This is a genomic window from Streptomyces spororaveus, assembly GCF_016755875.1.
Classification (GTDB): Bacteria; Actinomycetota; Actinomycetes; order Streptomycetales; family Streptomycetaceae; genus Streptomyces; species Streptomyces spororaveus.
On record NZ_BNED01000005.1, the window covers coordinates 6,081,667 to 6,105,244 of the forward strand.

The following is a 23,578-nucleotide window of genomic DNA, read 5'->3' on the forward strand; positions in this document are numbered from 1 at the left end:
GGAGCGGGAGCGAAACCGGTTCCCTCCTACTGGTCCCCGTACACGGACGTGGAGGCGATCAGCCGCGCCGACGCGGGCGGAACGCTGATCCCGTGGATCTGCGAGGGGGCCACGCGCAGCGGCCGGGGGCCCGCCGGGACCGCCCAGTGCGGGGCCATCCGGGCACAGTCACCCAGCAGGCGGGCGAAACCGGGCTGCCGTGGGGCTTCCGCTCCGCGCTTGTCGGCGGTGTACTCCGAGTAGCCGAAACCGTCGGTGTAGGTCATGAAGGCACCGTAGGCATCCAAGGTCACGCGAAGAAAGACCTACTAAGGGGTAGTTTCGGGGGTACAGCCCAGGGGCGCTTACCGGGTAGTTTTGACTGTCCCTCGCCGTCCTCAGCAGGAGCGTCCACGCCGTGCGCATCGCAGTCACCGGCTCCATCGCCACCGACCACCTCATGACCTTCCCCGGCCGTTTCGCCGACCAGCTGGTCGCGGACCAGCTGCACACGGTCTCCCTCTCCTTCCTCGTCGACAACCTCGACGTCCGTCGGGGCGGGGTCGGCCCGAACATCTGCTTCGGTATGGGGCAGCTCGGCAGCCGCCCGATCCTCGTCGGAGCCGCCGGCTCCGACTTCGACGAGTACCGCGCCTGGCTGGACCGGCACGGCGTCGACACCGAGTCCGTCCGGATCTCCGAGGTCCTGCACACCGCGCGCTTCGTGTGCACCACGGACTCCGACCACAACCAGATCGGCTCCTTCTACACGGGCGCGATGAGCGAGGCCCGGCAGATCGAGCTGAAGGCCGTCGCCGACCGGGTGGGCGGGCTCGACCTGGTCCTGATCGGCGCGGACGACCCCGAGGCGATGCTGCGCCACACGGAGGAGTGCCGCACGCGCGGGATCCCCTTCGCCGCCGACTTCTCGCAGCAGATCGCCCGGATGGACGGCGACAACATCCGCACCCTGATGGAGGGCGCGACCTTTCTCTTCTCGAACGAGTACGAGAAGGGCCTCATCGAGTCGAAGTCCGGCTGGACCGACGAGGAGATCCTGTCGAAGGTCGGCACCCGTGTGACCACGCTGGGCTCGAACGGCGTCAGGATCGAGCGCGTCGGCGAGGCCCCGATCGTGGTCGGCTGCCCCGAGGAGACCGCGAAGGTCGACCCGACGGGTGTCGGCGACGCGTTCCGCGCCGGGTTCCTGACCGGTCTGGGCTGGGGGGTCGGGCTGGAGCGCGCGGCGCAGCTGGGCTGCATGCTCGCGACGCTGGTCATCGAGACCCTGGGCACGCAGGAGTACACCCTGGCCCGGGCCCACTTCATGGAGCGCTTCACCAAGGCCTACGGCGACGAAGCCGCGGCGGAGGTCCGCGCCCACCTCTCCTGACCCGGGCCGCATCCAGCCCCTCCGGCGTTTGAGGAGCGGGTCCGGGCGGAGCCCGGTGCCCGGCGGAGCCGGGTTTCCTGGGGCTCCGCCCCAGACCCCGCGCCTCAAACGCCGGCGAGGCTGAAACGTGCCGTCAGACGGCTCGGCGGACCGTGTACGCCGAGCCGACCTCGCGGGGGGTCTCGCCCACATACGTGTGGCCCCGCATCGCGCACCACGCCGGGATGTCCAGCCGGGCCACCTCGTCGTCGGAGACGACCGTGACCGTGCCGCCCACGGGGACCGTCACGATGGCCCGGGCCAGCTCGATCACCGGCTGCGGGCACCGCAGCCCCAGCGCGTCGAGCTCCAGGGAGTCCGCCACCGGAGCCACCGGCGGGGGCTCCGACACGCCGAGCCGTTCCCGTACGTCCGCCACCGCGCGCGGCAGCACCTCCAGGAACGCGTTGACCTCCTCCGCCGGGGTCCCCGGCGGCAGGGACACCCGTACGTTCCCCTCCGACAGCACGCCCATCGCCCGCAGCACGTGACTGGGGGTCAGCGTGGAGCTCGTGCACGAGGAGCCCGAGGAGACCGAGAAGCCGGCCCGGTCCAGCTCGTGCAGCAGCGTCTCCCCGTCGACGTACAGACAGGAGAAGGTGACCAGGTGCGGCAGGCGCCGCTCCGGATCGCCCACCACCTCCACGTCCGGGACCAGCCGCACCACCCGTCGCCGGATGCGGTCCACCAGGATCCGCAGTCGCGCCGCCTCCGCGTCCGCCTCGGCCCGTACGGCCCGCAGGGAGGCCGCCGCGGCCACGATCGCCGGCAGGTTCGTGAAACCGGGGGAGCGCCCCGACTCCCGCTCGTCCGCCGGGCCTTGAGGGGAGAAGCGCACCCCCTTGCGGACCGCCAGCAGGCCGACTCCGGGCGGCCCGCCCCATTTGTGTGCACTCGCGGCCAGGACGGACCAGGCTCCCTCCACCGGTCCCCAGCCCAGCGACTGGGCCGCGTCCACGAGCAGGGGCACCCCGGCCGCCCCGCAGATCTCGGCGACCTCCGCCACCGGCTGGACCGTGCCCACCTCGTGGTTGGCGGACTGGAGGCAGGCGAGGGCGCTCTCGGGGACCAGCGCGTCCGCGTAGGCGGCGGGCGACACCGCGCCCCACCGGTCCACCGGAACCTCGGTCACCGTCCCGCCGCGCGCCTCGTGCACTTCGGCCGCGTGCAATACAGAACTGTGTTCGACCGCCGATACGACCAGATGACTTCCGACGCGCCGGCGGCCCGCGAGGACCCCCGCCACTCCCGTGTGAACCGCGTGCGTCCCCGAAGGAGTGAACACGAGCTCGTCGGCCCGGCATCCCACGGCCTCCGCGGCGGCCTCCCGCGCCGCGTCGAGCAACAGCCGGGCGCGCCTTCCCTCCCGGTACAGCCGGGCAGGATCGGCCCAGCCCTCGTCCAGGGAGGCCTGCAACGCCTGGCGGGCCACGGGGTGCAGGGGAGCGGCGGACGCGCTGTCGAAGTACGGCATCCGGTCACGCTAACCCCGGACCCGCAGCGTTCGAGGTCAGGGGGCGTCAGATGTGCCCCGGAGCCCGCCATTCAGGGCCATTCGCACCGTCCCCCGGACGGCGGATCCATCCCTTCGGGGGCAGTAGCGGCGCGTTGGGCACCCTCCCCGCGCGACCCCAAATAGCGTCCAGTAGGGTTTGGTCCGCATAAACATCCAAACCCCTGCCTGCGTCAGGGCCGGCGACCGACCCGAACACGGCCGCGGCCGGCCGCGCGGGCCGAGACTCTCGGGAAGGCGCTACGTGAGTCCCTACGGCTCCGACCGCTCGCCGCGGCGCCCGATGCGGCGGAAGCTGCTGCAGGCGCTGACTGCGGGCGTGGTCCTGGCGACCGCCACTGGTTGCTCGTATACATGGAAAGACTTCCCCCGCCTCGGAATGCCGACTCCGGTAACCGAGGAGGCGCCGCGCATCCTCTCCCTGTGGCAGGGATCCTGGGCGGCCGCGCTGGTCACGGGCATCCTCGTGTGGGGCCTGATCATCTGGAGCGTCATCTTCCACCGGCGCAGCCGGACGAAGATCGAGGTTCCCGCGCAGACCCGGTACAACATGCCCATCGAGGCGCTGTACACCGTGGTCCCGCTCATCATCGTCTCGGTGCTCTTCTACTTCACCGCTCGTGACGAGTCGAAGCTCCTGGCCCTCACCCCGAAGCCGCCGCACACGATCAACGTGATCGGCTTCCAGTGGAGCTGGGGCTTCAACTACGTCGAGAACGTCGACGGTGACGGGGCGACCCCGGCGAAGAACGAGGTCCCCAAGGAGCTCGCCTCCATTCCGGACCGCTTCACCAAGGACTTCCCGGCGGGCGCCGAGGGCGTCTACCAGAAGGGTGTCCCCGGCGACCGGAACCCGCAGACGGGCAACCCGGGTCCGACCCTGGTTCTCCCCAAGGGCGAGAAGGTCCGTTTCATCCTGTCGTCGAACGACGTGATCCACTCCTTCTGGGTGGTCCCGTTCCTGTTCAAGCAGGACGTCATCCCGGGCCACACCAACGTCTTCGAGGTCACCCCGTCCGAATACGGCACCTTCATGGGCAAGTGCGCCGAGCTCTGCGGCGTCGACCACTCCCGGATGCTCTTCAACGTCAAGGTGGTCTCCCCTGAGGAGTACCGGGCGTACCTGAAGGGTCTGGCGGAGAAGGGTCAGACCGGCTACCTCCCGGCCGGTATCCAGCAGACCGACCCGGCCCGGAATGCGGAAGTGAACAAACTGTGAGCATCCTCAACGAATCCCAGGGTGCCGCCGCCGACTCGTATGAGAACGAGCTGCCGGTACGGCGCAAGCAGCCGGGCAATGTGGTCGTGAAGTGGATGACCACGACCGACCACAAGACCATCGGCACGATGTACCTGGTCACGTCGTTCGTGTTCTTCATCATCGGCGGCCTGCTGGCGCTCTTCATGCGCGCCGAGCTGGCCCGTCCGGGCACGCAGATCATGTCGAACGAGCAGTTCAACCAGGCGTTCACCATGCATGGCACGATCATGCTGCTGATGTTCGCCACCCCGCTCTTCGCGGGCTTCGCGAACTGGATCATGCCGCTGCAGATCGGCGCGCCCGACGTGGCGTTCCCGCGGCTGAACATGTTCGCGTACTGGCTGTACCTCTTCGGCTCGACCATCGCGGTGGCCGGCTTCGTCACGCCGAACGGCGCCGCCGACTTCGGCTGGTTCGCCTACTCCCCGCTGTCGGACGCGGTCCGTTCGCCGGGCATCGGCGCCGACATGTGGATCATGGGTCTGGCCTTCTCCGGCTTCGGCACGATCCTCGGCTCGGTCAACTTCATCACCACGATCATCTGCATGCGCGCTCCCGGCATGACGATGTTCCGCATGCCGATCTTCACCTGGAACGTGCTGCTGACCGGTGTCCTGGTCCTGCTCGCCTTCCCGGTGCTGGCCGCCGCACTCTTCGCGCTGGAGGCCGACCGCAAGTTCGGTGCGCATGTGTTCGATGCCGCGAACGGCGGTGCCTTGCTATGGCAACACCTCTTCTGGTTCTTCGGGCATCCAGAGGTGTACATCATCGCGCTGCCGTTCTTCGGAATCGTCTCCGAGATCATCCCGGTCTTCAGCCGTAAGCCGATGTTCGGTTACATCGGCCTGATCGCCGCGACGATCGCGATCGCCGGCCTCTCGGTGACCGTGTGGGCCCACCACATGTACGTCACCGGCGGTGTGCTGCTGCCGTTCTTCTCCTTCATGACCTTCCTGATCGCGGTACCGACCGGTGTGAAGTTCTTCAACTGGATCGGCACCATGTGGAAGGGCTCGCTGTCCTTCGAGACCCCGATGCTCTGGACGATCGGCTTCCTGGTCACCTTCACCTTCGGTGGTCTGACCGGCGTCATCCTGGCCTCGCCCCCGATGGACTTCCACGTCTCCGACTCGTACTTCGTCGTCGCGCACTTCCACTACGTCGTCTTCGGCACCGTGGTGTTCGCGATGTTCGCCGGCTTCCACTTCTGGTGGCCGAAGTTCACGGGCAAGATGCTGGACGAGCGCCTCGGCAAGATGACGTTCTGGACGCTGTTCATCGGCTTCCACGGCACCTTCCTGGTGCAGCACTGGCTCGGTGCCGAGGGCATGCCGCGTCGTTACGCGGACTACCTCGCCGCCGACGGTTTCACCGCGCTGAACACGATCTCGACGATCAGCTCGTTCGTGCTCGGCCTGTCGATGCTGCCGTTCATGTACAACGTCTGGAAGACGGCCAAGTACGGCAAGAAGATCGAGGTCGACGACCCGTGGGGTTACGGCCGTTCGCTGGAGTGGGCGACCTCCTGCCCGCCGCCGCGGCACAACTTCCTCACCCTGCCGCGGATCCGTTCCGAGTCGCCGGCGTTCGATCTGCACCACCCTGAGATCGCGGCCCTCGACCACCTTGAGGACCACAGCGTCGCCGCCAAGGCCGTCACCGGTGGCAAGGAGGCCGGCAAGTGAAGATCCAGGGCAAGATGTTCCTCTGGCTCTCCTTCTTCATCCTGATCATGGCCGTCGTGTACGGCGTGTGGTCGAAGGAGCCCGTCGGTACCACCGCGCTCTTCCTGGCCTTCGGCCTGAGCGTCATGATCGGCTACTACCTGGCCTTCACGGCCAAGCGCGTGGACGAGATGGCCCAGGACAACCTGGAGGCCGACGTCGCCGACGAGGCGGGCGAGCTGGGGTTCTTCTCCCCGCACAGCTGGCAGCCGCTCTCGCTGGGCATCGGCGGTGCGCTCGCCTTCATGGGCGTCATCTTCGGCTGGTGGCTCATGTACTTCTCGGCCCCGATCATCATGATCGGCCTGTGGGGCTGGGTGTACGAGTACTACCGCGGTGAGAACCAGAACCAGTAGCAGCACCCGCGCGGCCGCGCCGCGCGTCACCTGGGGCCCGGGCCCCTCCTTCGGGAGGAGCCCGGGCCCCTCGTTTGCAGTCATCCCGCGCGCCGTAATTGTCATATCTTCATAGCGTTGGCTCCATGAAGCACTCACCGCGTCTTTGGACGGTACTCAGCTGCTCCCTGCTGGTCGCGTCCCTCGGGGCCGGCGCCACCGCATGCGGGTCCGGCGACAAGAACCCGCTGTCAGCCCGCCCGTACGACGCGGGCGATCAGGTCGCCTTCAACCAGAGCGCCGGCAGCCGCCCCGTGGACCCCGACCGGCCCCTCGAAATCACCGCCAAGAGCGGCGGTGGCCGGATCACCGACGTGCTGGCCGTGGACACCCACGGCCGCCGCCTGGCGGGCGAACTGAGCGCCAAGGGGGACCGCTGGCACAGCACCACCCCGATGGCCTCCGGTGTCCGCTACACAGTCACCGTGAGCACCGAGGACGAGCGGGGCGCCCCGGGGCAGCGCACGCTCGCCTTCGACACCACCCCGTCCAAGGGGATCCTGAAGATCGAGTTCGGCCCGGACGAGGGCAAGTACGGCGTCGGGCAGCCCCTCACCGCCGAACTCAGCGAGCCCGTCAAGGACAAGGCCGCCCGCGCCATCGTGGAACGGGGCCTGGTCGTCGACACCCCGCCCGGCGTCGAGGGCGCCTGGCACTGGGTGGACGACAAGAACCTCCACTACCGCCCGAAGGAGTACTGGCCCGCCAACTCCGAGGTCTCCGTACGGAGCAACCTGGAGGGCGTCAGGATCACCGACGAGCTCCACGGAGCCGTCGCCAAGCCGCTGAAGCTGGAGATCGGGGACCGGGTCGAGGTCACCACCGACGCCTCCTCGCACTACCTCACGTTCAAGCGCAACGGAGAAGTGATCAACACCATTCCGGTGACCACCGGAAAGCCCGGCTTCTCCACCCGCAACGGCATCAAGGTGGTGCTGGGCAAGCAGTACTTCGTACAGATGCGCGGCGACACCGTCGGCATCGGCGGCAGCGAGTACTACAACCTGCCCGTCTACTACGCCACCCGCGTCACCTGGAGTGGTGAATACGTCCACGCCGCGCCGTGGTCCGTCGGCTCCCAGGGCTACGAGAACGTCAGCCACGGGTGCACGGGCATGAGCACCGGCAACGCCGCCTGGTTCTACGAGAACATCACCGAGGGCGACATCGTCAAGGTGATCAACAGCATCGGCGACGACATGGACACCTTCGGCAACGGCTTCGGCGACTGGAACATGGACTGGAAGGACTGGCGCCAGGGCAGCGCCCTGCTCAAGGGCACCCAGGAAGGCCGCAGTCCGGTCGACCAGGCCCGCCTGCGCCCCACCGTCTAGGCCGCCGGCCCCTCCCCCCGGACGCCCCGGGGGGAGTGATCCCGGCTCCCTTCACCCGTAAGGCCCCCTGCGGGGCGCGTACGGGCCCGCGGGACGTATCAGGCGTCCAGGGACAGACGGGTCCTCAGGAGGCCCGCCAGGGTGTCCGCGAACGGCACCGGGTCCACCGGAAGGGTCACGGCGGCGTCCGCGCGGCTCCACGTGGCCAGCCAGGCGTCCTGGGGGCGCCCCATCAGCAGCAGCACCGGCGGACACCGGAAGATCTCGTCCTTGATCTGCCGGCACACGCCCATGCCCCCGGCCGGAACCGCCTCGCCGTCCAGCACGCACACGTCGACACCGCCCGCGTCCAGCTCCGTCAGGACCGCCGGCAGCGTCGCGCACTCCAGGAACTCCACCGGCGGCAGGTCCGCGGCGGGCCTGCGTCCTGCCGCCAGCCGCACCTGCTCCCGGGTGCCCGCGTCGTCGCTGTAGACCAGAACCCGCGCAGTCGCCCGCATTTCGTTCCTCCACGTGGCCGTGAATCACGTTGATGTTGCGCGGGATGCTACTCCTCCCGGTGCGCCGTCAACATCGGTTCGAACATGTCGCAGGTGACCGCGGGCGGGGGTCATCTGATGGGCCGTTCGGGCCTTGCACACGCCCCTGACACTCCGAACGGCACCCCCCGGGGTGAGGGCGGGATAAGCGACCGACATAATGTCGGTCGTGGCGACAGCAACGACAGTAGATACCGGGCACGCGCACCCGACGGTCAACCGGCCGAACCTCGTCAGCGTCGGAACCATCATCTGGTTGAGTTCCGAGCTGATGTTCTTCGCGGCCCTCTTCGCGATGTACTTCACCCTGCGATCCGTGATGGGTCCCGAGTTCTGGACAGAACAGGCCGAGGCCCTGAATCTGCCCTTCTCGGCGACGAACACGACGATCCTGGTGCTTTCCTCGCTCACCTGCCAGCTCGGCGTATTCGCCGCCGAGCGCGGTGACGTGAAGAAGCTCAGGACGTGGTTCATCATCACGTTCGTCATGGGTGCGATCTTCATTGGCGGCCAGGTGTTCGAGTACACCGAGCTGGTCAAGCATGAGGGCCTGTCCCTCTCGTCAGACCCCTACGGCTCGGTGTTCTACCTGACCACCGGCTTCCACGGTCTGCACGTGACGGGCGGTCTCATCGCCTTCCTGCTGGTCCTCGGCCGGACGTACGCGGCCAAGAGGTTCACCCACGAACAGGCCACGTCGGCCATCGTCGTGTCCTACTACTGGCACTTCGTCGACGTCGTCTGGATCGGCCTCTTCGCGACGATCTACCTGATCAAGTAGCGAACACGTCACCGGGCAAGACCCGGCACTCCATCCAGACACACCGACGCAGAAGATCCTGACACCGGGGTAATCCGTGAAAAAGCTCTCCGCACGACGACGCCATCCGCTGGCGGCGGTCGTCGTTCTACTCCTCGCGCTGGCGGCCACTGGGGGGCTGTACGCCGCCTTCGCCCCCGCGGGCAAGGCGCAGGCCGATGAAACCGCCCAGTCCCTCGCCATCGAGGAGGGCAAGAAGCTCTACGCCGTGGGTTGCGCAAGCTGCCACGGAACCGGCGGTCAGGGTTCCTCTGACGGCCCGAGCCTGGTCGGCGTCGGCTCCGCGGCCGTCGACTTCCAGGTGAGCACGGGCCGCATGCCCGCCCAGCAGCCCGGCGCCCAGGTGCCGAAGAAGCCCGTCATCTACGAACAGGCGCAGATCGACCAGCTGGCCGCGTACATCGCGTCCCTCGGCGCCGGTCCGATCACGCCGACCGAGAAGCAGTACGACCCGGCGGGCGCCGACATCGCCAACGGTGGTGAGCTGTTCCGCAACAACTGCGCGCAGTGCCACAACTTCACCGGCGAGGGCGGCGCACTGACGAACGGCAAGTACGCCCCCAACCTTGAGGGTGTCTCGCCGAAGCACATCTACGAGGCCATGCTGACCGGCCCGCAGAACATGCCCTCCTTCCCCGACAGCACCATGCCGGAGAAGCAGAAGAAGGACATCATCGCGTACCTCGAGAACGTGAACGGCGAGAAGTCCACCAGCCCCGGAGGCCTGAAGCTCGGTGGCCTCGGCCCCGTCTCCGAGGGTCTGTTCGGCTGGATCTTCGCCCTCGGTGCGCTGATCGCTGTCGCCGTCTGGGTCGCGGCCCACACCGCTAAGGCCAAGAAGTCATGAGTAACCAAGAGATTCCCGAAGAGAAGCACCTGCCGAGCGAGCAGGGCGACGCCCACCACGGTGGCGTAGTCGTCGCGGACGACCCGTTCGCCGACCCGGGCCTGCCGGTCCACAAGCCCCGCATCCAGGACATCGACGAGCGGGCGGCGAAGCGCTCCGAGCGCACCGTCGCGATGCTCTTCACGCTGTCGATGCTGGCGACGATCGGCTTCATCGCGTCCTACGTGATCTTCCCGGTCGACAAGATCGTCTACATCTTCCCCATCGGGAAGGTCAGCGCGCTCAACTTCTCCCTGGGCATGACCCTGGGCACGGCTCTCTTCTGCATCGGCGCGGGCGCGGTCCACTGGGCCCGCACCCTGATGTCCGACGTGGAGGTCGCCGCCGAGCGCCACGAGATCGCCGCTCCGCCGGAGGTCAAGGCGCAGGTCCTGCAGGACTTCGCCGACGGCGCGAACGAGTCCGGCATCGGCCGCCGGCCCCTGATCCGCAACACGATGCTCGGAGCGCTGGCCATGCTGCCGCTCTCCGCCGTCATGATCATGCGCGACCTGGGCCCGCTGCCCGAGGACAAGCTGCGCAAGACCGTGTGGGCCAAGGGCAAGCTGCTCATCAACGACAACACGAACGAGCCGCTGCGTCCCGAGGACGTCCTCGTCGGGTCGCTGACCTTCGCCAGGCCCGAAGGCCTGGAGGAGGAGCAGCACGACTTCCAGGTCCAGATCGCCAAGGCCGCCCTGATGATCGTCCGTATCCAGCCGGACGACATCAAGGACAAGAAGGAACTGGAGTGGTCCCACGACGGGATCGTGGCCTACTCCAAGATCTGCACCCACGTCGGCTGCCCGATCAGCCTGTACGAGCAGCAGACGCACCACGTGCTCTGCCCGTGCCACCAGTCCACCTTCGACCTCTCCGACGGCGCCCGTGTCATCTTCGGCCCGGCCGGTCACGCGCTTCCGCAGCTGCGGATCGGCGTGAATGACGAAGGCTTCCTCGAAGCGCTCGGCGACTTCGAAGAGCCCGTCGGTCCTGCATTCTGGGAGCGCGGATGAGCACCAGCAGCAACAACGAACGCAAAGCGCCGGCCGGCGAGCGCGTAGCCGACTGGGCGGACGGCCGCCTGGGCATCTACGGCCTGGCCAAGGCCAACATGCGCAAGATCTTCCCGGACCACTGGTCCTTCATGCTGGGTGAGATCTGCCTCTACAGCTTCATCATCATCATCCTCACGGGTGTGTACCTGACGCTGTTCTTCCACCCGAGCATGAACGAGGTCGTGTACCACGGCTCGTACGTGCCGATGCAGGGCGTCATGATGTCCGAGGCCTTCGCCTCGACGCTCGACATCAGCTTCGACGTCCGCGGTGGCCTGCTGATCCGTCAGATCCACCACTGGGCGGCGCTGATCTTCGTCGCGGCCATGGTCGTGCACATGATGCGCGTCTTCTTCACCGGCGCGTTCCGCAAGCCGCGTGAGGTCAACTGGATCTTCGGCTTCCTGCTGCTGGTCCTCGGCATGTTCACCGGCTTCACCGGTTACTCGCTGCCGGACGACCTGCTCTCGGGTACCGGTGTCCGCTTCATGCAGGGCGCCATCCTGTCCGTCCCGGTCGTCGGCACGTACCTGTCGATGTTCCTGTTCGGCGGGGAGTTCCCGGGCGGCGACTTCGTCGCGCGGTTCTACTCGGTGCACATCCTGCTGCTGCCCGGCATCATGATGGGCCTGCTCGTGGCCCACCTGATCCTGGTCTTCTACCACAAGCACACCCAGTTCGCGGGTCCCGGCAAGACGAACAACAACGTCGTCGGCATGCCGCTGCTGCCGGTCTACATGGCCAAGGCCGGAGGCTTCTTCTTCCTGGTCTTCGGTGTCATCGCGGCCGTCGCGGCCGTCGCGACGATCAACCCGATCTGGGCGCTCGGCCCGTACCGCCCGGACCACGTGTCCACCGGTGCGCAGCCCGACTGGTACATGGGTATGCCGGAAGGCCTGATCCGGGCCATGCCCGGCTGGGAGATCAACCTGTGGGGCCACACCCTCGTCCTGGGTGTGTTCATCCCGCTGCTGCTCTTCCCGCTGGTGCTCGGCGCGATCGCCGTCTGGCCGTTCATCGAGTCCTGGGTCACCGGGGACAAGCGCGAGCACCACATCCTGGACCGCCCGCGCAACGTCCCGACCCGCACGGCCTTCGGTGTCGCCTGGATCGCGGAGTACATCGTGCTCCTCATCGGCGGCGGCAACGACATGTTCGCCCAGTACTTCCACCTGTCGATCAACTCGATCACGTGGTTCGTCCGGATCGGCTTCTTCGTCGTCCCGGTGCTGGCGTTCATCGTCGCCAAGCGGATCTGCCTCGGCCTCCAGCGCCGTGACCACGACAAGGTGCTGCACGGTCGCGAGACCGGCATCATCAAGCGTCTGCCGCACGGCGAGTTCGTCGAGGTCCACGAGCCGCTCCCGGCGGGCCAGCTGCACAAGCTCACCGCGCACGAGCAGTACAAGCCGGTCGAGATCGGCCCGACGGTCGACGAGAACGGTGTCGAGCGCAAGGTGAAGGCCACCGAGAAGCTGCGCGCGAAGCTCAGCCAGGGCATGTACGGCGAGAACAACCAGATTCCGAAGCCCACGGTGGAGGAATACAAGGAGATCCAGTCCGGCCACGGCCACCACTGATCCCCGCATGAACGCATGAGGGACTGATTTCGGTCAGTCCTGGTGTCGCCACGGCGAGAGCCCCGTCCAGTGTCTGGACGGGGCTCTTTGCCGTAACCGGGGCTGGATAGGCTGATCCCTGACCGATCAGACGTGGAATCCTCCACCGACAGCAGGAGCGGACCATGAACGTTGCGACCCCGGCAGGCGGCGACAGCGTGGCGGCCCGTGGCTGGCCGGGCGTTCTCGACGCTCTGCTGACCGGCCGGGACCTGCGCGCGGAGGACACCGCCTGGGCCATGGACCGCATCATGCGCGGGGAGGCCACCGACGCCCAGATCGCCGGCTTCACGGTCGCGCTGCGGGCCAAGGGGGAGACGGTCGAGGAGATCAACGGGCTCGTACGGGCGATGTACGCGCACGCCAACCTGATCGAGGTGCCGGGCCGCACGGTGGACATCGTCGGCACCGGCGGCGACGGGGCCAAAACGGTGAACATCTCCACCATGTCCGCGGTCGTCGTGGCCGGGACCGGCGCCAAGGTCGTCAAGCACGGAAACCGCGCCGCGTCCTCCGCGAGCGGCTCCTCGGACGTCCTGGAGAAGCTCGGCGTCAACCTCGACCTCAGCCTGCCGCGGGTCGTGGAGGTCGCCGAGGAGGCCGGCATCACCTTCTGCTTCGCGGTGAAGTTCCACCCGGCCCTGCGCCACGTCGCGGCCGCCCGCAGGGAACTGGGCATCCGCACCTTCTTCAACGCGCTGGGCCCGCTGACCAACCCGGCCCGGGTACGCGCCCAGGCGACCGGCGTGGCCGACCCCCGGATGGCCCCGATCGTGGCGGGCGTGCTCGCCGCGCGGGGCTCCTCCGCACTGGTCTTCCGCGGCGACGACGGCCTGGACGAACTGACCACGACGTCGGCCTCGCAGATCTGGTGGGTCCGCGACGGCAAGGTCACCGAGCAGCGCTTCGACCCCCGTGACGTGGGCATCTCCCTGGTCGACGTCTCCGCACTGGCCGGTGGGGACCCCTCGTACAACGCAGACGTGGCCCGCCGCCTCCTGGCGGGCGAGACCGGCCCGGTCCGTGACGCCGTCCTGCTGAACTCGGCGGCGGCCCTGGTGGCCCTCGACCCCGCCCCGGGCACCCTGGAGGAGCAGATCACGGCCGGCATCGCCCGTGCGGCGGAGTCGATCGACTCGGGCGCGGCCCGGGCCGCCCTGGAGCGCTGGGTGGCGGCCAGCAACGCCTAGGTGTATTGACCCGTAGCGTTGTTCACACGGCTGATGGGTGGCTTGCCGTTGAGTGCGGTGTGGCAGCGGTGGTGGTTGTAGGTGTGGAGGAAGTCTGCCAGGGCTGCTGTCCGCTCGTCGTTCGATCGGTAGGGCCGCAGGTAGGCCCATTCGTCGAGGAGGGTGCGGTTGAAGCGTTCGACCTTGCCGTTGGTCTGCGGCCGGTAGGGGCGGATCTTCTTGTGGGTGATGCCGGCCGCGGTCAGGGCCCTGGTGAACTGTTTGGCTTTGTAGCAGGATCCGTTGTCGGTCAGGACACGTTCGACGGTGATGCCGTGGTCGGTGAAGAACGCGTTTGCCCGCTGCCAGAAGGCGATCGCGGTGTGCTGGCGCTCGTCGGGCAGGACTTCGCTGTAGGCCAGGCGGGAGTGGTCGTCGACGGCGGAGTGGATGAAGCTGTAGCCGATCACCGGGGTGGAGTTCTTGCGCTCGGTGGTGGTGGCCTGGCGGTTTCGGTCGCCTGCTGTGCGGCCCACGGTGCGCCAGCCGCCGCCGTCGGGGATGTTGCCGAGCTTCTTGATGTCGACGTGGACCAGCTCGCCCGGCCGGGCGCGTTCGTAGCGCCGGATGGCCTGCCCGGTGGGGCGGTCGAGCCAGGCCAGACGGTTCAGACCGTGGCGGACCAGGATTCGGTGCACCGTCGAGGCGGGCAGGCCCAGGATCGGGCCGATGCGGGCCGGGCCGAGCTTCCGGCCGGTCCGCAGACGGCAGACCTGGGCCTCAACGGTGGCCGGTGTGCGGTGCGGAGTCGCGTGGGGCTTGCTGGAGCGGTCGTGCAGGCCGGCGTCGCCTTCGGTCCGCCAGCGGCGGACCCACTTGTGGGCGGTGGCCCGGGATATACCCATCTCGGCCGCGACGTGTGCGACAGGACGGCCCGAGCGGACCCGTTCGACCAGCAGGCGCCTACCGAAGACGGTCAGCCGGGCATTACGGTGGGACACGAAGACCTCCGTGCGGTGAGTTCCTAGACAGCTCCCACCACACCGGAGGTCTTCGCCATGTTCAAGACCTGACCAGTGTCAACAACGCTCGTGATCAATACACCTAGGCCGTACGGCGCGAAAGCGATGACCCCGGTCCGGCATGCGGACCGGGGTCTTGCGTTCGGCCGATCTTGTGGCAGGATGCTGACCAGGTCACGAGTGACAGCGTTTAGGCCCCGGCTTGCTGTCCGGCAACCCTCCTTCCGTGGCGGGGTGCCCCGGGTGATGACCAGGTCGTAGGCAGCAAGGCCTACGGCAAGCGCGGATCCCTCGACACCAGGGGTCCTGGTCTTCTCGAGGAGCTTTTTCCGTGAGCAAGCGAATGCGATAGGGCGACTCCGCCCCCACTTCACCCCTCGGACAGGGTCACTTCCGTGTACCCCCGCCCAGCGCGGACCGAGGACTTCCCCGTACCCCGGACGGCCGCAGCGCCGTACCCGCGTACGGGCACACCGAAGCCATTCAGCCCTGCCTGCCGGGAGATACCGCCATGTCCGCATCCCTGAACGCCGCCGTCGCCACCGCCACCGCCGCCGTCGACCCCGCCTGTGCCGAGCCGCTCGCGGTCCTCGGCCGCGACGTCACCGTCCCCCTCGTCACCGGCGGCGAGGTCACCTACGCGGCCCTCGACTACGCGGCCAGCGCCCCCGCCCTGCAGCGCGTCTGGGACGACGTGGCCGCGTACGCCCCGTACTACGGCAGCGTCCACCGCGGTGCCGGATACCTCTCGCAGCTCTCCACCGACCTCTTCGAGCAGAGCCGGGTCACCGTCGCCGAGTTCCTCGACTGCCGCCCCACCGACCAGGTCGTCTTCACCCGCTCCACGACCGACTCGCTGAACCTGCTCGCCGCCGTACTCCCCGCCGACTGCCAGGTGTTCGTCTTCGAGACCGAGCACCACGCCTCCCTGCTGCCGTGGGCCGACGCACGGGTCACCTACCTCAACGCACCGCGCACCCCGGCCGAAGCCGTCGCCACCCTGGAGCGGGCGCTCGCCGACCGCGACCCGTACGGTCCGGCACTGGTCTGCGTCACCGGCGCCTCCAACGTCACCGGCGAGCTGTGGCCGGTCCGCGAACTCGCCGCCGCCGCGCACGCCCACGGCGCGCGCATCGTGCTGGACGCCGCCCAACTGGCCCCCCACCACCCCGTCTCCGTGCAGGAGCTGGACGTCGACTGGGTCGCCTTCTCCGGGCACAAGCTCTACGCACCCTTCGGCTCGGGCGTACTCGCGGGCCGCGCCGACTGGCTCCAGGAGGCCGAGCCCTACCTCGCGGGCGGCGGCGCCTCCCGCAAGGTCGCCCGGCGCGAGGACGGCGGCGTGGACGTCGAGTGGCACACCACCGCGGCCCGCCACGAGGCCGGCTCCCCGAACGTCATCGGCGTCTACTCCATCGCCTCGGCCTGCAAGGCCCTGACCGAGGCCGGCTTCGAGCACCTGGTCGCCCGCGAGCGCCACCTCATCGCGAAGGTCCGCGAGGGCCTGGCGGAGGTCCCGGCGGTCCGGATCCTCTCCCTCTTCGGCGACGACGCCCCGCGGGTCGGTGTCATCTCCTTCGTGGTGGACGGCTGGAACAGCTCCCACTTCGCCGCCGCGCTGTCGGCCGAGTACGGGATCGGCGTCCGCGACGGCCTGTTCTGCGCCCACCCGCTGGTCCGCACCCTGCTGGGCAGCGAGCCGCAGGCCCAGGGCGAATGCGGAGCCCCCGAGGCGGCACCGGGGGAGCGCTCGCTGAACGCGATCCGCGTCAGCTTCGGCGCGGGCACCCCCGACGAGCACGTGGAGCGCTTCGTCCGCGCGGTGAAGGAGCTCGTCGCGGACGGCGCGAAGTGGCAGTACCGCACGGAGGAGGGCCGCTGCGTCCCCGCCGTGTGACGGGGCGGCGCCGTTTCCTGGGGCTCCGCCCCAGACCCCGCGCCTCAAGCGCCGGCGGGGCTGGGTGGTGTGGGGCGGGGCCCCGCACGAGGGTCTCCTCGGCTCGCGCCTGCGGCCGTGGTTCTGTGGCTCGGCCTGGGTTGCGCGCTCGTCCTGCGGGGACCCTCCTGCGTGTCCCCGCCCCACGGCAGGGCTTCGACGGATGCCGCGGTGGGGTGGGGGGACGTGGCGGGGTGTCCCCGCAGGACGAGCGCGCAACCACCCCGCACAGCCGAGACATGCCCGCAGGCGCGAGCCGAGGAGACATCCCGGCGCGGCACCCCGCCCCGCCCCAGACCGACAGGCCCGCACCACTCAGCCTCGCCGGCGATTGAGGCGCACCCCGGGCCGGGACGACCCGAGCACCGCCGAGCACCCCGCAGGGGCTACGCGTCGAGGCCGATCGCGAACGCCGCCTCCAGGTCGTGCTGCGAGTACGTGCGGAACGCCACGTGCGTGTCCGTCGCCTCGACGCCCGGGATCTTGCTGATGCGGCCGGGGATGATGTCCGCCAGGTTCTCGTGGCGGGCCACGCGGACCAGCGCGATGAGGTCGTACGTCCCCGTGACGGAGTAGACCTCGCTGACGTTTTCGAGGGCGGCGATGGACTCGGCGATCTCGGGGATCCGGTCCACGCTGGTCTTGATGAGCACGATCGCGGTGATCACGGCTGGCTGTCTCCCTCGGTGGCCGTCGCTGGTCGACTCACTCTAGTCGTACCCCGATAGCGGGCCCACGCGTAGAGGAAGCCGAGCGAGAAGCCCACCAGATGGGCCAGATAGGCGACTCCCGGACCGCTGCCGGCCCGCTGCGCCGCCACCCATTGGAGGGCGAACCAGAACAGCAGCACGATCCACGCCGGGAACCGCAGCGGCAGGAAGAAGAGGAACGGGAACAGGCTCGTCACCCTCGCCCGCGGGAGCAGGAAGAGGAAGGCGCCCAGCACGGCCGAGATGGCGCCGGAGGCCCCGACCAGCGTCTGCGGGGATCCCGCGTTGGCCGCCGCGTACGCCGCCATCGCCAGGTATCCGGTACAGAGGTAGAAGGCGAGGAACGCCGGGCGGCCCATCCGTTCCTCCGCCATCGCGCCGAAGACGTACAGGAAGAGCATGTTCCCGAGCAGGTGCAGCCAGCTGCCGTGGACGAACAGTGCGGTGAGCGGGGTCAGCCAGGCGCGGGGGGTGCCTGTGAAGAGCTCGTCCGGGACCACGCCCCAGCGCCGGAAGTAGGCCGTCCCGGCGGACAGCAGCTCTTCTCCCGTTCCGTAGGAGGGATCGAGTCCCGAGGCCGGGCCGAGTACGAACACCACGGCGCAGCCCGCGATCAGCCCATGGGTGACCACCGGTCCCCGGGCGGCCTCGCGAACGGCCCGCCACCTCACGATCATGTGACAGAGCATGACGCAACAGGACCCACCTGAAGCGGTGGCAGGCCGTAGGGTTACGAGCTGCGGTCCGCAGGACGACGCATACGGCGGCGCGGGCGGCTTTAATTGAATCAGTTACGAAGGAGAGAGCGACCTGATGACGGTTCCCCTGCCGACCGACACCACCCGGTGGCGCTGCACCCTGTGCGGCAACCTCACGCGTTTCGACGTCACGCGTTCGTCGAAGGTCGTGGAGTACGTCCACCTGGACCTCGCCGGGGAGCCCAAGGTCGAGGAGCGCGAGGTGGTCAATGAGACCATCGAGTCGGTCCGCTGCCGGTGGTGCAACGCGGTGGACCAGATCGAGCTCGTGGACAGGCCGGGCGCGGACTCCTGACGGAGACGCACCCACAGGAAGATCACGGTAGGGGTGACGGATTGTGGAGCCAGCAAGCGGCGCTGAGTCGGCCGACGCGGCCGGCGACGCCGCCGAGGCGCTCGACCACCCGCTGCCGGAAGGCGTGCGGCGCCGGGTCGTCGCGCTCGTCTCGGACGCCTTCGGCGGACTGACGGTCGCTGACCTCCCGGCGCAGCTGCGCCAGTATGCCCGGTTCACCCCGACCCGGCGCGCCAAGTTCGCGGGCAATGCCATGGCCGCGGCGGTCGAGACCGACGCCGTGTTCCGGAGCAGGGTCGCCGAGAAGCTGCGCGAGGCGCAGGCGGACCTGGCCGCCGCGCTGGAGGCCGGTGCGCCTCCGGCGGCCGCGGATCCGCTGGACGTGGCGGCCGCCGCCTTCGTCCTGCGCCCGAACGGCTGGGTCAAGCTGGTGGCCGCCGCGGGCGAGGAGGCGCAGCGCGCCGACGCCGAGCGGGTCGGTGAGGAGACCCGGCGCGAGCTGGAGCGGCTGCGCGAGGAGCTGGCCCACGTACGGGAACTGCAGCGCACGGGCGGCGAGCAGATCCGGGTCGAGCTGGACGCGGCGCGCAAGGAAGCGGAATCGCTTCAGCGCAAGCTGCGCAGCGCCCTCAGCGACGTCAAGCGGGGTGACGCGGCCCTGCGCAAGGTGAATGCGGAGATCGACGGGATGCGCGCGGACGCGGCGGCCCGGGTGGCCGCGGCCGAGAGCGAGAGCCGGCGGCTCAAGTCCCGTCTCGCGGAGGTGGAGACGGCGCTGGAGACCTCGCGCCGGGCCACCCGGGAGGGGCGCAGCATCGAGGACATGCGGCTGCGGCTGCTGCTGGACACCGTGCTGGACGCGGCCCAGGGGCTGCGCCGGGAGCTCGCGCTGCCGCCGGTGAGCACCCGGCCCGCGGACACGGTGGACGCGGTGGAGCCGGGCCGGATGACGCCGAAGGACATCGCGGCGCGGGCCCTGTCGGAGACCGATCCGGCTCTGCTGGACCAGTTGTTGGCGCTGCCGCAGGCCCATCTGGTGGTCGACGGCTACAACGTGACCAAGACGGGCTATCCGACGATGCCGCTGGAGAAGCAGCGGCTGCGGCTGCTGGGCGGGCTGTCGATGCTGGCCGCGCAGACGGGCGCGGAGATGACGTGCGTCTTCGACGGTGCGGAGCTGGCGGCCCCGGTGCTGCTGGCGCCGCCGCGCGGGGTGCGGGTGCTGTTCTCCAAGGCCGGGGTGACGGCGGACGAGCTGATCCGCCAGCTGGTGCGTGCGGAGCCGCCCGGCCGGCCGGTGGTCGTGGTCTCCACGGACCGGGAGGTCGCCGACGGGGTGGCCAAGGCGGGCGCCCGACCCGTGACGTCCGCTTTGTTGCTGAAGCGGCTTTCGCGCGTTTCGTAACTCCTTGCCGTGATGCCCGAATTGGTGTGACTCGCGGGGGACGCACCGTCAAGTGACCTGCACGGAGCGTGCGCTGTAGGTAAAGAACCTGGTCGGGGGGCGAGTTTTTTCCCGGCAGGATTTGAACTGATCACAGCTGGGTCACTAGGGTCTGCTCAAACCTTCGTGCGGTAGATCACTCATTCGGGGTGGCAGCGAAGGTGCTGCCGAGTTGCGTTCCTTCGGCGGCTCCCAGGAAGAAGGAGCTCGCCTTCGTGGCGTCCCACCGTCGACCCAAGCAGCCGAACCGCGCTCGTGTGACCGTGCTCACCTCGGTCGCGGCCGCAGCCGTCGCCCTCACCGCGCAGAGCGCCTCCGCCGCGCCGGCGAAGCCGAGCAAGGACGAGGTCAAGAGCCAGGTCGACGCGCTCTACGAAGAGGCGGAGCAGGCCACCGAGAAGTTCAACGGGGCCAAAGAGCGCCAGGACAAGCTGGAGAAGGAGATAGGCCAGCTCCAGGACCAGGTCGCGCGCGGCCAGGGCGAGCTCAACGACCTGCGCAGCACGCTCGGTTCGATGGCCAGCGCCCAGTACCGCAGCGGCGGCATCGATCCCTCCCTCGCGCTCCTCCTCTCGGAGGACCCCGACAGCTACCTCGACAAGGCCTCCTCTCTGGAGCACCTGAGCGCCAAGCAGGTCGAGGGAGTCCAGCGCATCCAGGAGAAGCAGCGCACCCTCGCGCAGCAGCGCCAGGAGGCCGCAGGCAAGCTCGCCGACCTCGACGCCACCCGCAAGGAGCTCGGCGAGAAGAAGAAGGTCTCCACCGAGAAGCTCGCCGCGGCCCAGGCGCTCCTCAACACCCTGACCGCGCAGGAGCGCGCGGCCATCAAGGACGAGGACACGCGCGCCAGCCGCGCCGACGGCCAGCGCGTCGACCTCGGCAACGTCAAGGCCTCCGGCCGGGCCGGAGCCGCCCTCGAAGCCGCCAAGACGAAGCTGGGCTTCACCTACCAGTCCGGCGGCACCGGCCCCACGGTCTACGACTGCTCCGGGCTGACGCAGTGGGCCTACAAGCAGGCCGGCGTCAACATCAGCCGCACCACCTTCACCCAGGTGAACGACGGCACGCGCATCGGACGCAGCCAGCTCCAGCCCGGTGACCTGGTCTTCTTCTACGGCGACCTGCACCACGTCGGCCTCTACGCCGGCAACAACATGACGCTGCACGCCTCGAACCCGCGCAGCGGCATCAAGTACGAGTCCATGGACAACATGCCGTTCCAGTTCGGCGTCCGGGTCGGCTGATCCGCTCCGGGACGCGCCGTACGCCGCCCATCCGGGCGAATTCCAGGGCCTCCCTCTGACCACACGCCCCGCCGGTGACCTGCGTCTCCTGCGGGGCGTCGGCATGTGCGCCCACCGGTGGTCGTTGGCCGGTGTGTGGTCGCGCCGCTACTGTCTGCCAGCGCGGAACCCGGCACACGGCCGTCCACGGGGGGCGGACCCGGGCCCCGCACGCACAGCGGAAGGGAGCGGTTTCACGTGGCGTCCCATCGCCGGACCGGGCTCGGCGGCCTCGACCGGAACACGAAGGTCACCGTCCTCACCGCCGCAGCGGCCACCGCCGCGGTCGCCATGACGGGCGTACCCGCGAGCGCGGCCCCCGGCCTCCCGTACGAACCCGGCGGGGCGAGAACCGGCATCAGCGCCCAGGTCGACCGCCTCTTCGAGGAGGCCGAGCAGGCCACCGAGCGCTTCAACGAGGCGGGCGAGAAGGCCGACCGGCTCCGCATCGAGGTCAACCGGGCCCAGGACGCGGTGGCCCGCGGCCAGGAGCGCGTCAACACCATGCGGGGTGTCCTCGGCACCTTCGCCGGGGCCCAGTACCGCGGCGGCGGCATCGACCCCGCCGTCGGGCTGATGCTGGCCGAGAACCCCGACGCGTACCTGGAGCAGGCCGCCGCCCTCGACCGGCTGACGGGCCGCCAGGCCCGGCAGCTCGACGAACTCCGCGAGGAGCAGCGCGAACTCGGCCAGGAGCGCCAGGAGGCCTCCCGCAAACTCGCCGAACTCGACGCCCTGCGCTCCGACGTGGCCCGGCACAAGCGCTCCGTCACCGCGAAGCTCGCGGCGGCCCGCCGGCTGCTCAACGCCATGCCCTCCGAGGAGCGGGCCGACTACGAACGCTCCTCACGCTCCGGAGGCCGCTCCGAGGGCCTGCCCGAGCTGCCCTCCTCGGGTGCCTCCTCCGGCCGCGCCCAGACCGCCGTGATGGCGGCCCGGGCCGCCGTCGGCCGGCCGTACGTGTGGGGTTCCACCGGCCCCTCCGGCTTCGACTGCTCCGGGCTGATGGTCTGGTCCTACCGGCAGGCCGGGGTCTCGCTGCCGCGCACCTCGCAGGCCCAGCGGCACGCCGGCCGGCAGGTGCCGCTGTCGCAGGCCCGCCCGGGCGACCTGGTGACGTACCGCTCGGACGCCAGCCACGTCGGCATGTACGTCGGCAACGGCCAGGTGGTGCACGCCCCGTACCCCGGGGCCCGGGTCCGCTACGACCCCGTCGGGATGATGCCCGTCTCCTCCGTAACCCGCCCCTGACCCACCCGTGCGTACGATCGTCGGATGTTCCCCGTCCGCAGCGCCCTCGTACGCGTGCTGCCGCTCCTGCTGGGCGCGCTGCTCGCCGGATGCGGTGCGCCCGCTCCGCGGGACGGCGCCGAGCGTGACATCCGGGCGGCCGTCGCCGACTGGTCGCGGACGCCGCCCGCGCGGCTCGCCGCGATCCCGCTGGAGGGATGGGCGTACGAGGTCTCCGCGGTCCGGCGGGACGGCGCCGAAGCCACCGCCCGCGCGGAGCTGCGCTACCGGCTGAGCGGCTACGACGCGGCCGCGGCCGGGTCGGCGCGCGAGGTGCGCCTGACCCGGGACGGCGGGCGGTGGCACGTCACCGGGGACCGGGCGGCGCCGGGCGCGCTGCCGCAGCTGTGGGACCAGGGGCCGGTGGCGGTGGTCCGCGGCGCGCACACGCTGGCGCTGGGCGTCGGGCAGGAGGACGGGACGCTGTCGGCGATCGCGGCGGAGGCCGACCGGGCGGTGCCCGCGGTGAGTGCGGCCTGGCCGCGACCCTGGGCGGGCCGGGCGGTGGTGCTGGTCCCCGGCTCCCTGGAGCGGATGGCGGAGCTGCTGGGCCGCCCGGCGGCCGAGTACCGGGGCATGGGGGCCGTCACCACGGGCCGGGTGGGCGCGGCCCCGGCCCCCGCGGACCGGGTCGTCGTGAACCCGCAGGGGTGGGCGGAGCTCAGCCCGGCGGGCCGCGGGGTCATCCTGACCCACGAGGTCACCCATGTGGCCACCCGGGCGGCGACGACCGCCACCACCCCGCTGTGGCTTTCCGAGGGCTTCGCGGACTGGGCGGCCTACCGCGGCACCGCGGCCGGCCCGGAGCAGGCCGCCCCGGCGCTGGCCCGGGCCGTACGGCGGGGCGAGGTACCGGGGGAGCTGCCCCGGACGGAGGACTTCGCCTTCGGCGGCGACCCGGAGGCGCTGGCCCGGGCCTACGAGGGCGCCTGGCTGGCCTGCCGGACGGTCGCGGGGCGCTGGGGCGAGGCGGCGCTCGTGGACCTGTACGGGAGGGCGGGGCGCGAGCCGTGGCCGGTGGCGGTGCGCGAGGCCCTCGGGGTGGACCCGGACGCGGTGGTGAAAGCCTGGCAGGAGGCCCTGCGGGCGGAATTCCGCTGAGGGCGTCCGG

General features: G+C 69.9%; 22 protein-coding genes and 1 riboswitch. Of the genes, 16 read left to right on the plus strand and 6 right to left on the minus strand.

Annotated features, from left to right (window positions below; genetic code table 11):
* Positions 1 to 26: 26 nt before the first annotated feature.
* On the minus strand, positions 27 to 266 hold the full coding sequence (locus Sspor_RS29905) for a hypothetical protein (protein WP_202201881.1): 240 nt from the start codon (positions 264 to 266) through the stop codon (positions 27 to 29).
* Between the two features lie 131 nt (positions 267 to 397).
* Here Sspor_RS29905 and Sspor_RS29910 point away from each other — a divergent pair, with 131 nt between their 5' ends.
* Entirely contained in the window at positions 398 to 1,372 is a 975-nt protein-coding gene (locus tag Sspor_RS29910; RefSeq protein WP_202201882.1) for a carbohydrate kinase family protein, read from the plus strand.
* A 133-nt stretch (positions 1,373 to 1,505) separates the two neighbouring features.
* Here the strand turns inward: Sspor_RS29910 and Sspor_RS29915 are convergent, their stop codons facing one another.
* Positions 1,506 to 2,885: a cysteine desulfurase/sulfurtransferase TusA family protein gene (locus tag Sspor_RS29915; protein ID WP_202201883.1), complete on the minus strand. Its 1,380-nt coding sequence runs from the start codon at positions 2,883 to 2,885 to the stop codon at positions 1,506 to 1,508.
* 283 nt (positions 2,886 to 3,168) lie between these two features.
* On the opposite strand from Sspor_RS29915, the gene ctaC reads away from it, so the two are divergent.
* From ctaC to Sspor_RS29935, 4 genes are all read left to right on the plus strand, one after another.
* Complete coding sequence (ctaC, locus tag Sspor_RS29920) at positions 3,169 to 4,143, plus strand: aa3-type cytochrome oxidase subunit II (RefSeq protein WP_202201884.1); 975 nt, start codon at positions 3,169 to 3,171, stop codon at positions 4,141 to 4,143.
* Positions 4,140 to 5,870 carry an aa3-type cytochrome oxidase subunit I gene (gene ctaD / locus Sspor_RS29925; RefSeq protein ID WP_202201885.1) on the plus strand — a complete coding sequence of 577 codons (1,731 nt, stop codon included), beginning with the start codon at positions 4,140 to 4,142 and terminating at the stop codon, positions 5,868 to 5,870. Before ctaC ends, ctaD begins: the two co-directional genes overlap by 4 nt.
* On the plus strand, positions 5,867 to 6,265 hold the full coding sequence (locus Sspor_RS29930) for a cytochrome c oxidase subunit 4 (protein WP_053692942.1): 399 nt from the start codon (positions 5,867 to 5,869) through the stop codon (positions 6,263 to 6,265). The genes ctaD and Sspor_RS29930 overlap by 4 nt, the downstream gene beginning before the upstream one ends.
* 125 nt (positions 6,266 to 6,390) lie before the next feature.
* Positions 6,391 to 7,638 carry a L,D-transpeptidase gene (locus tag Sspor_RS29935; protein ID WP_202201886.1) on the plus strand — a complete coding sequence of 416 codons (1,248 nt, stop codon included), beginning with the start codon at positions 6,391 to 6,393 and terminating at the stop codon, positions 7,636 to 7,638.
* A gap of 98 nt (positions 7,639 to 7,736) precedes the next feature.
* Here Sspor_RS29935 and Sspor_RS29940 read toward each other — a convergent pair whose 3' ends face one another.
* Complete coding sequence (locus Sspor_RS29940; RefSeq protein WP_202201887.1) at positions 7,737 to 8,138, minus strand: hypothetical protein; 402 nt, start codon at positions 8,136 to 8,138, stop codon at positions 7,737 to 7,739.
* Positions 8,139 to 8,337: 199 nt separating this feature from the next.
* On the opposite strand from Sspor_RS29940, the gene ctaE reads away from it, so the two are divergent.
* The 5 genes from ctaE to trpD all read left to right on the plus strand — a co-directional run bounded on the left by ctaE (position 8,338) and on the right by trpD (position 13,750).
* Positions 8,338 to 8,958: an aa3-type cytochrome oxidase subunit III gene (ctaE, locus tag Sspor_RS29945; protein WP_030016446.1), complete on the plus strand. Its 621-nt coding sequence runs from the start codon at positions 8,338 to 8,340 to the stop codon at positions 8,956 to 8,958.
* 76 nt (positions 8,959 to 9,034) lie between these two features.
* Complete coding sequence (gene qcrC / locus Sspor_RS29950) at positions 9,035 to 9,844, plus strand: cytochrome bc1 complex diheme cytochrome c subunit (protein WP_202201888.1); 810 nt, start codon at positions 9,035 to 9,037, stop codon at positions 9,842 to 9,844.
* Positions 9,841 to 10,899 (plus strand): cytochrome bc1 complex Rieske iron-sulfur subunit, encoded by a 1,059-nt coding sequence (gene qcrA / locus Sspor_RS29955; protein ID WP_202201889.1) that lies wholly within the window; start codon positions 9,841 to 9,843, stop codon positions 10,897 to 10,899. The genes qcrC and qcrA overlap by 4 nt, the downstream gene beginning before the upstream one ends.
* A complete protein-coding gene (gene qcrB, locus Sspor_RS29960; RefSeq protein ID WP_202201890.1) occupies positions 10,896 to 12,521 on the plus strand; it encodes a cytochrome bc1 complex cytochrome b subunit in 1,626 nt (541 codons plus the stop codon). The genes qcrA and qcrB overlap by 4 nt, the downstream gene beginning before the upstream one ends.
* A gap of 164 nt (positions 12,522 to 12,685) precedes the next feature.
* Positions 12,686 to 13,750, plus strand: a complete 1,065-nt coding sequence (gene trpD, locus Sspor_RS29965; protein ID WP_202201891.1) for an anthranilate phosphoribosyltransferase — start codon at positions 12,686 to 12,688, stop codon at positions 13,748 to 13,750.
* On the opposite strand, the gene Sspor_RS29970 is transcribed toward trpD, so the two are convergent.
* Positions 13,747 to 14,730 (minus strand): IS481 family transposase, encoded by a 984-nt coding sequence (locus tag Sspor_RS29970; RefSeq protein ID WP_202201892.1) that lies wholly within the window; start codon positions 14,728 to 14,730, stop codon positions 13,747 to 13,749. The two genes, trpD and Sspor_RS29970, sit on opposite strands and share 4 nt — an antisense overlap.
* Positions 14,731 to 14,923: 193 nt before the next feature.
* Positions 14,924 to 15,040, plus strand: a riboswitch (SAM riboswitch).
* Positions 15,041 to 15,262: 222 nt separating this feature from the next.
* Between Sspor_RS29970 and Sspor_RS29975 the strand changes: the two genes are divergently transcribed.
* Positions 15,263 to 16,648 carry an aminotransferase class V-fold PLP-dependent enzyme gene (locus Sspor_RS29975; RefSeq protein ID WP_202201893.1) on the plus strand — a complete coding sequence of 462 codons (1,386 nt, stop codon included), beginning with the start codon at positions 15,263 to 15,265 and terminating at the stop codon, positions 16,646 to 16,648.
* A gap of 425 nt (positions 16,649 to 17,073) precedes the next feature.
* On the opposite strand, the gene Sspor_RS29980 is transcribed toward Sspor_RS29975, so the two are convergent.
* A complete protein-coding gene (locus tag Sspor_RS29980; RefSeq protein ID WP_030013053.1) occupies positions 17,074 to 17,355 on the minus strand; it encodes an Lrp/AsnC family transcriptional regulator in 282 nt (93 codons plus the stop codon).
* Positions 17,352 to 18,086: a rhomboid family intramembrane serine protease gene (locus Sspor_RS29985; protein ID WP_202201894.1), complete on the minus strand. Its 735-nt coding sequence runs from the start codon at positions 18,084 to 18,086 to the stop codon at positions 17,352 to 17,354. The genes Sspor_RS29980 and Sspor_RS29985 overlap by 4 nt, the downstream gene beginning before the upstream one ends.
* 124 nt (positions 18,087 to 18,210) lie before the next feature.
* On the opposite strand from Sspor_RS29985, the gene Sspor_RS29990 reads away from it, so the two are divergent.
* The 5 genes from Sspor_RS29990 (at position 18,211) to Sspor_RS30010 (ending at position 23,568) form a co-directional block, all read left to right on the plus strand.
* Positions 18,211 to 18,450: a hypothetical protein gene (locus tag Sspor_RS29990; protein ID WP_008738811.1), complete on the plus strand. Its 240-nt coding sequence runs from the start codon at positions 18,211 to 18,213 to the stop codon at positions 18,448 to 18,450.
* A 40-nt stretch (positions 18,451 to 18,490) separates the two neighbouring features.
* Positions 18,491 to 19,855 (plus strand): NYN domain-containing protein, encoded by a 1,365-nt coding sequence (locus Sspor_RS29995; RefSeq protein WP_202203953.1) that lies wholly within the window; start codon positions 18,491 to 18,493, stop codon positions 19,853 to 19,855.
* Positions 19,856 to 20,109: 254 nt separating this feature from the next.
* Positions 20,110 to 21,138, plus strand: a complete 1,029-nt coding sequence (locus Sspor_RS30000; protein WP_202201895.1) for a C40 family peptidase — start codon at positions 20,110 to 20,112, stop codon at positions 21,136 to 21,138.
* Positions 21,139 to 21,375: 237 nt separating this feature from the next.
* The gene (locus Sspor_RS30005; protein ID WP_202201896.1) at positions 21,376 to 22,428 is read left to right on the plus strand and encodes a C40 family peptidase; all 1,053 of its coding nucleotides are present in this window, start codon (positions 21,376 to 21,378) and stop codon (positions 22,426 to 22,428) included.
* 24 nt (positions 22,429 to 22,452) lie between these two features.
* Positions 22,453 to 23,568 (plus strand): hypothetical protein, encoded by a 1,116-nt coding sequence (locus Sspor_RS30010; RefSeq protein ID WP_202201897.1) that lies wholly within the window; start codon positions 22,453 to 22,455, stop codon positions 23,566 to 23,568.
* Positions 23,569 to 23,578 lie beyond the last annotated feature (10 nt).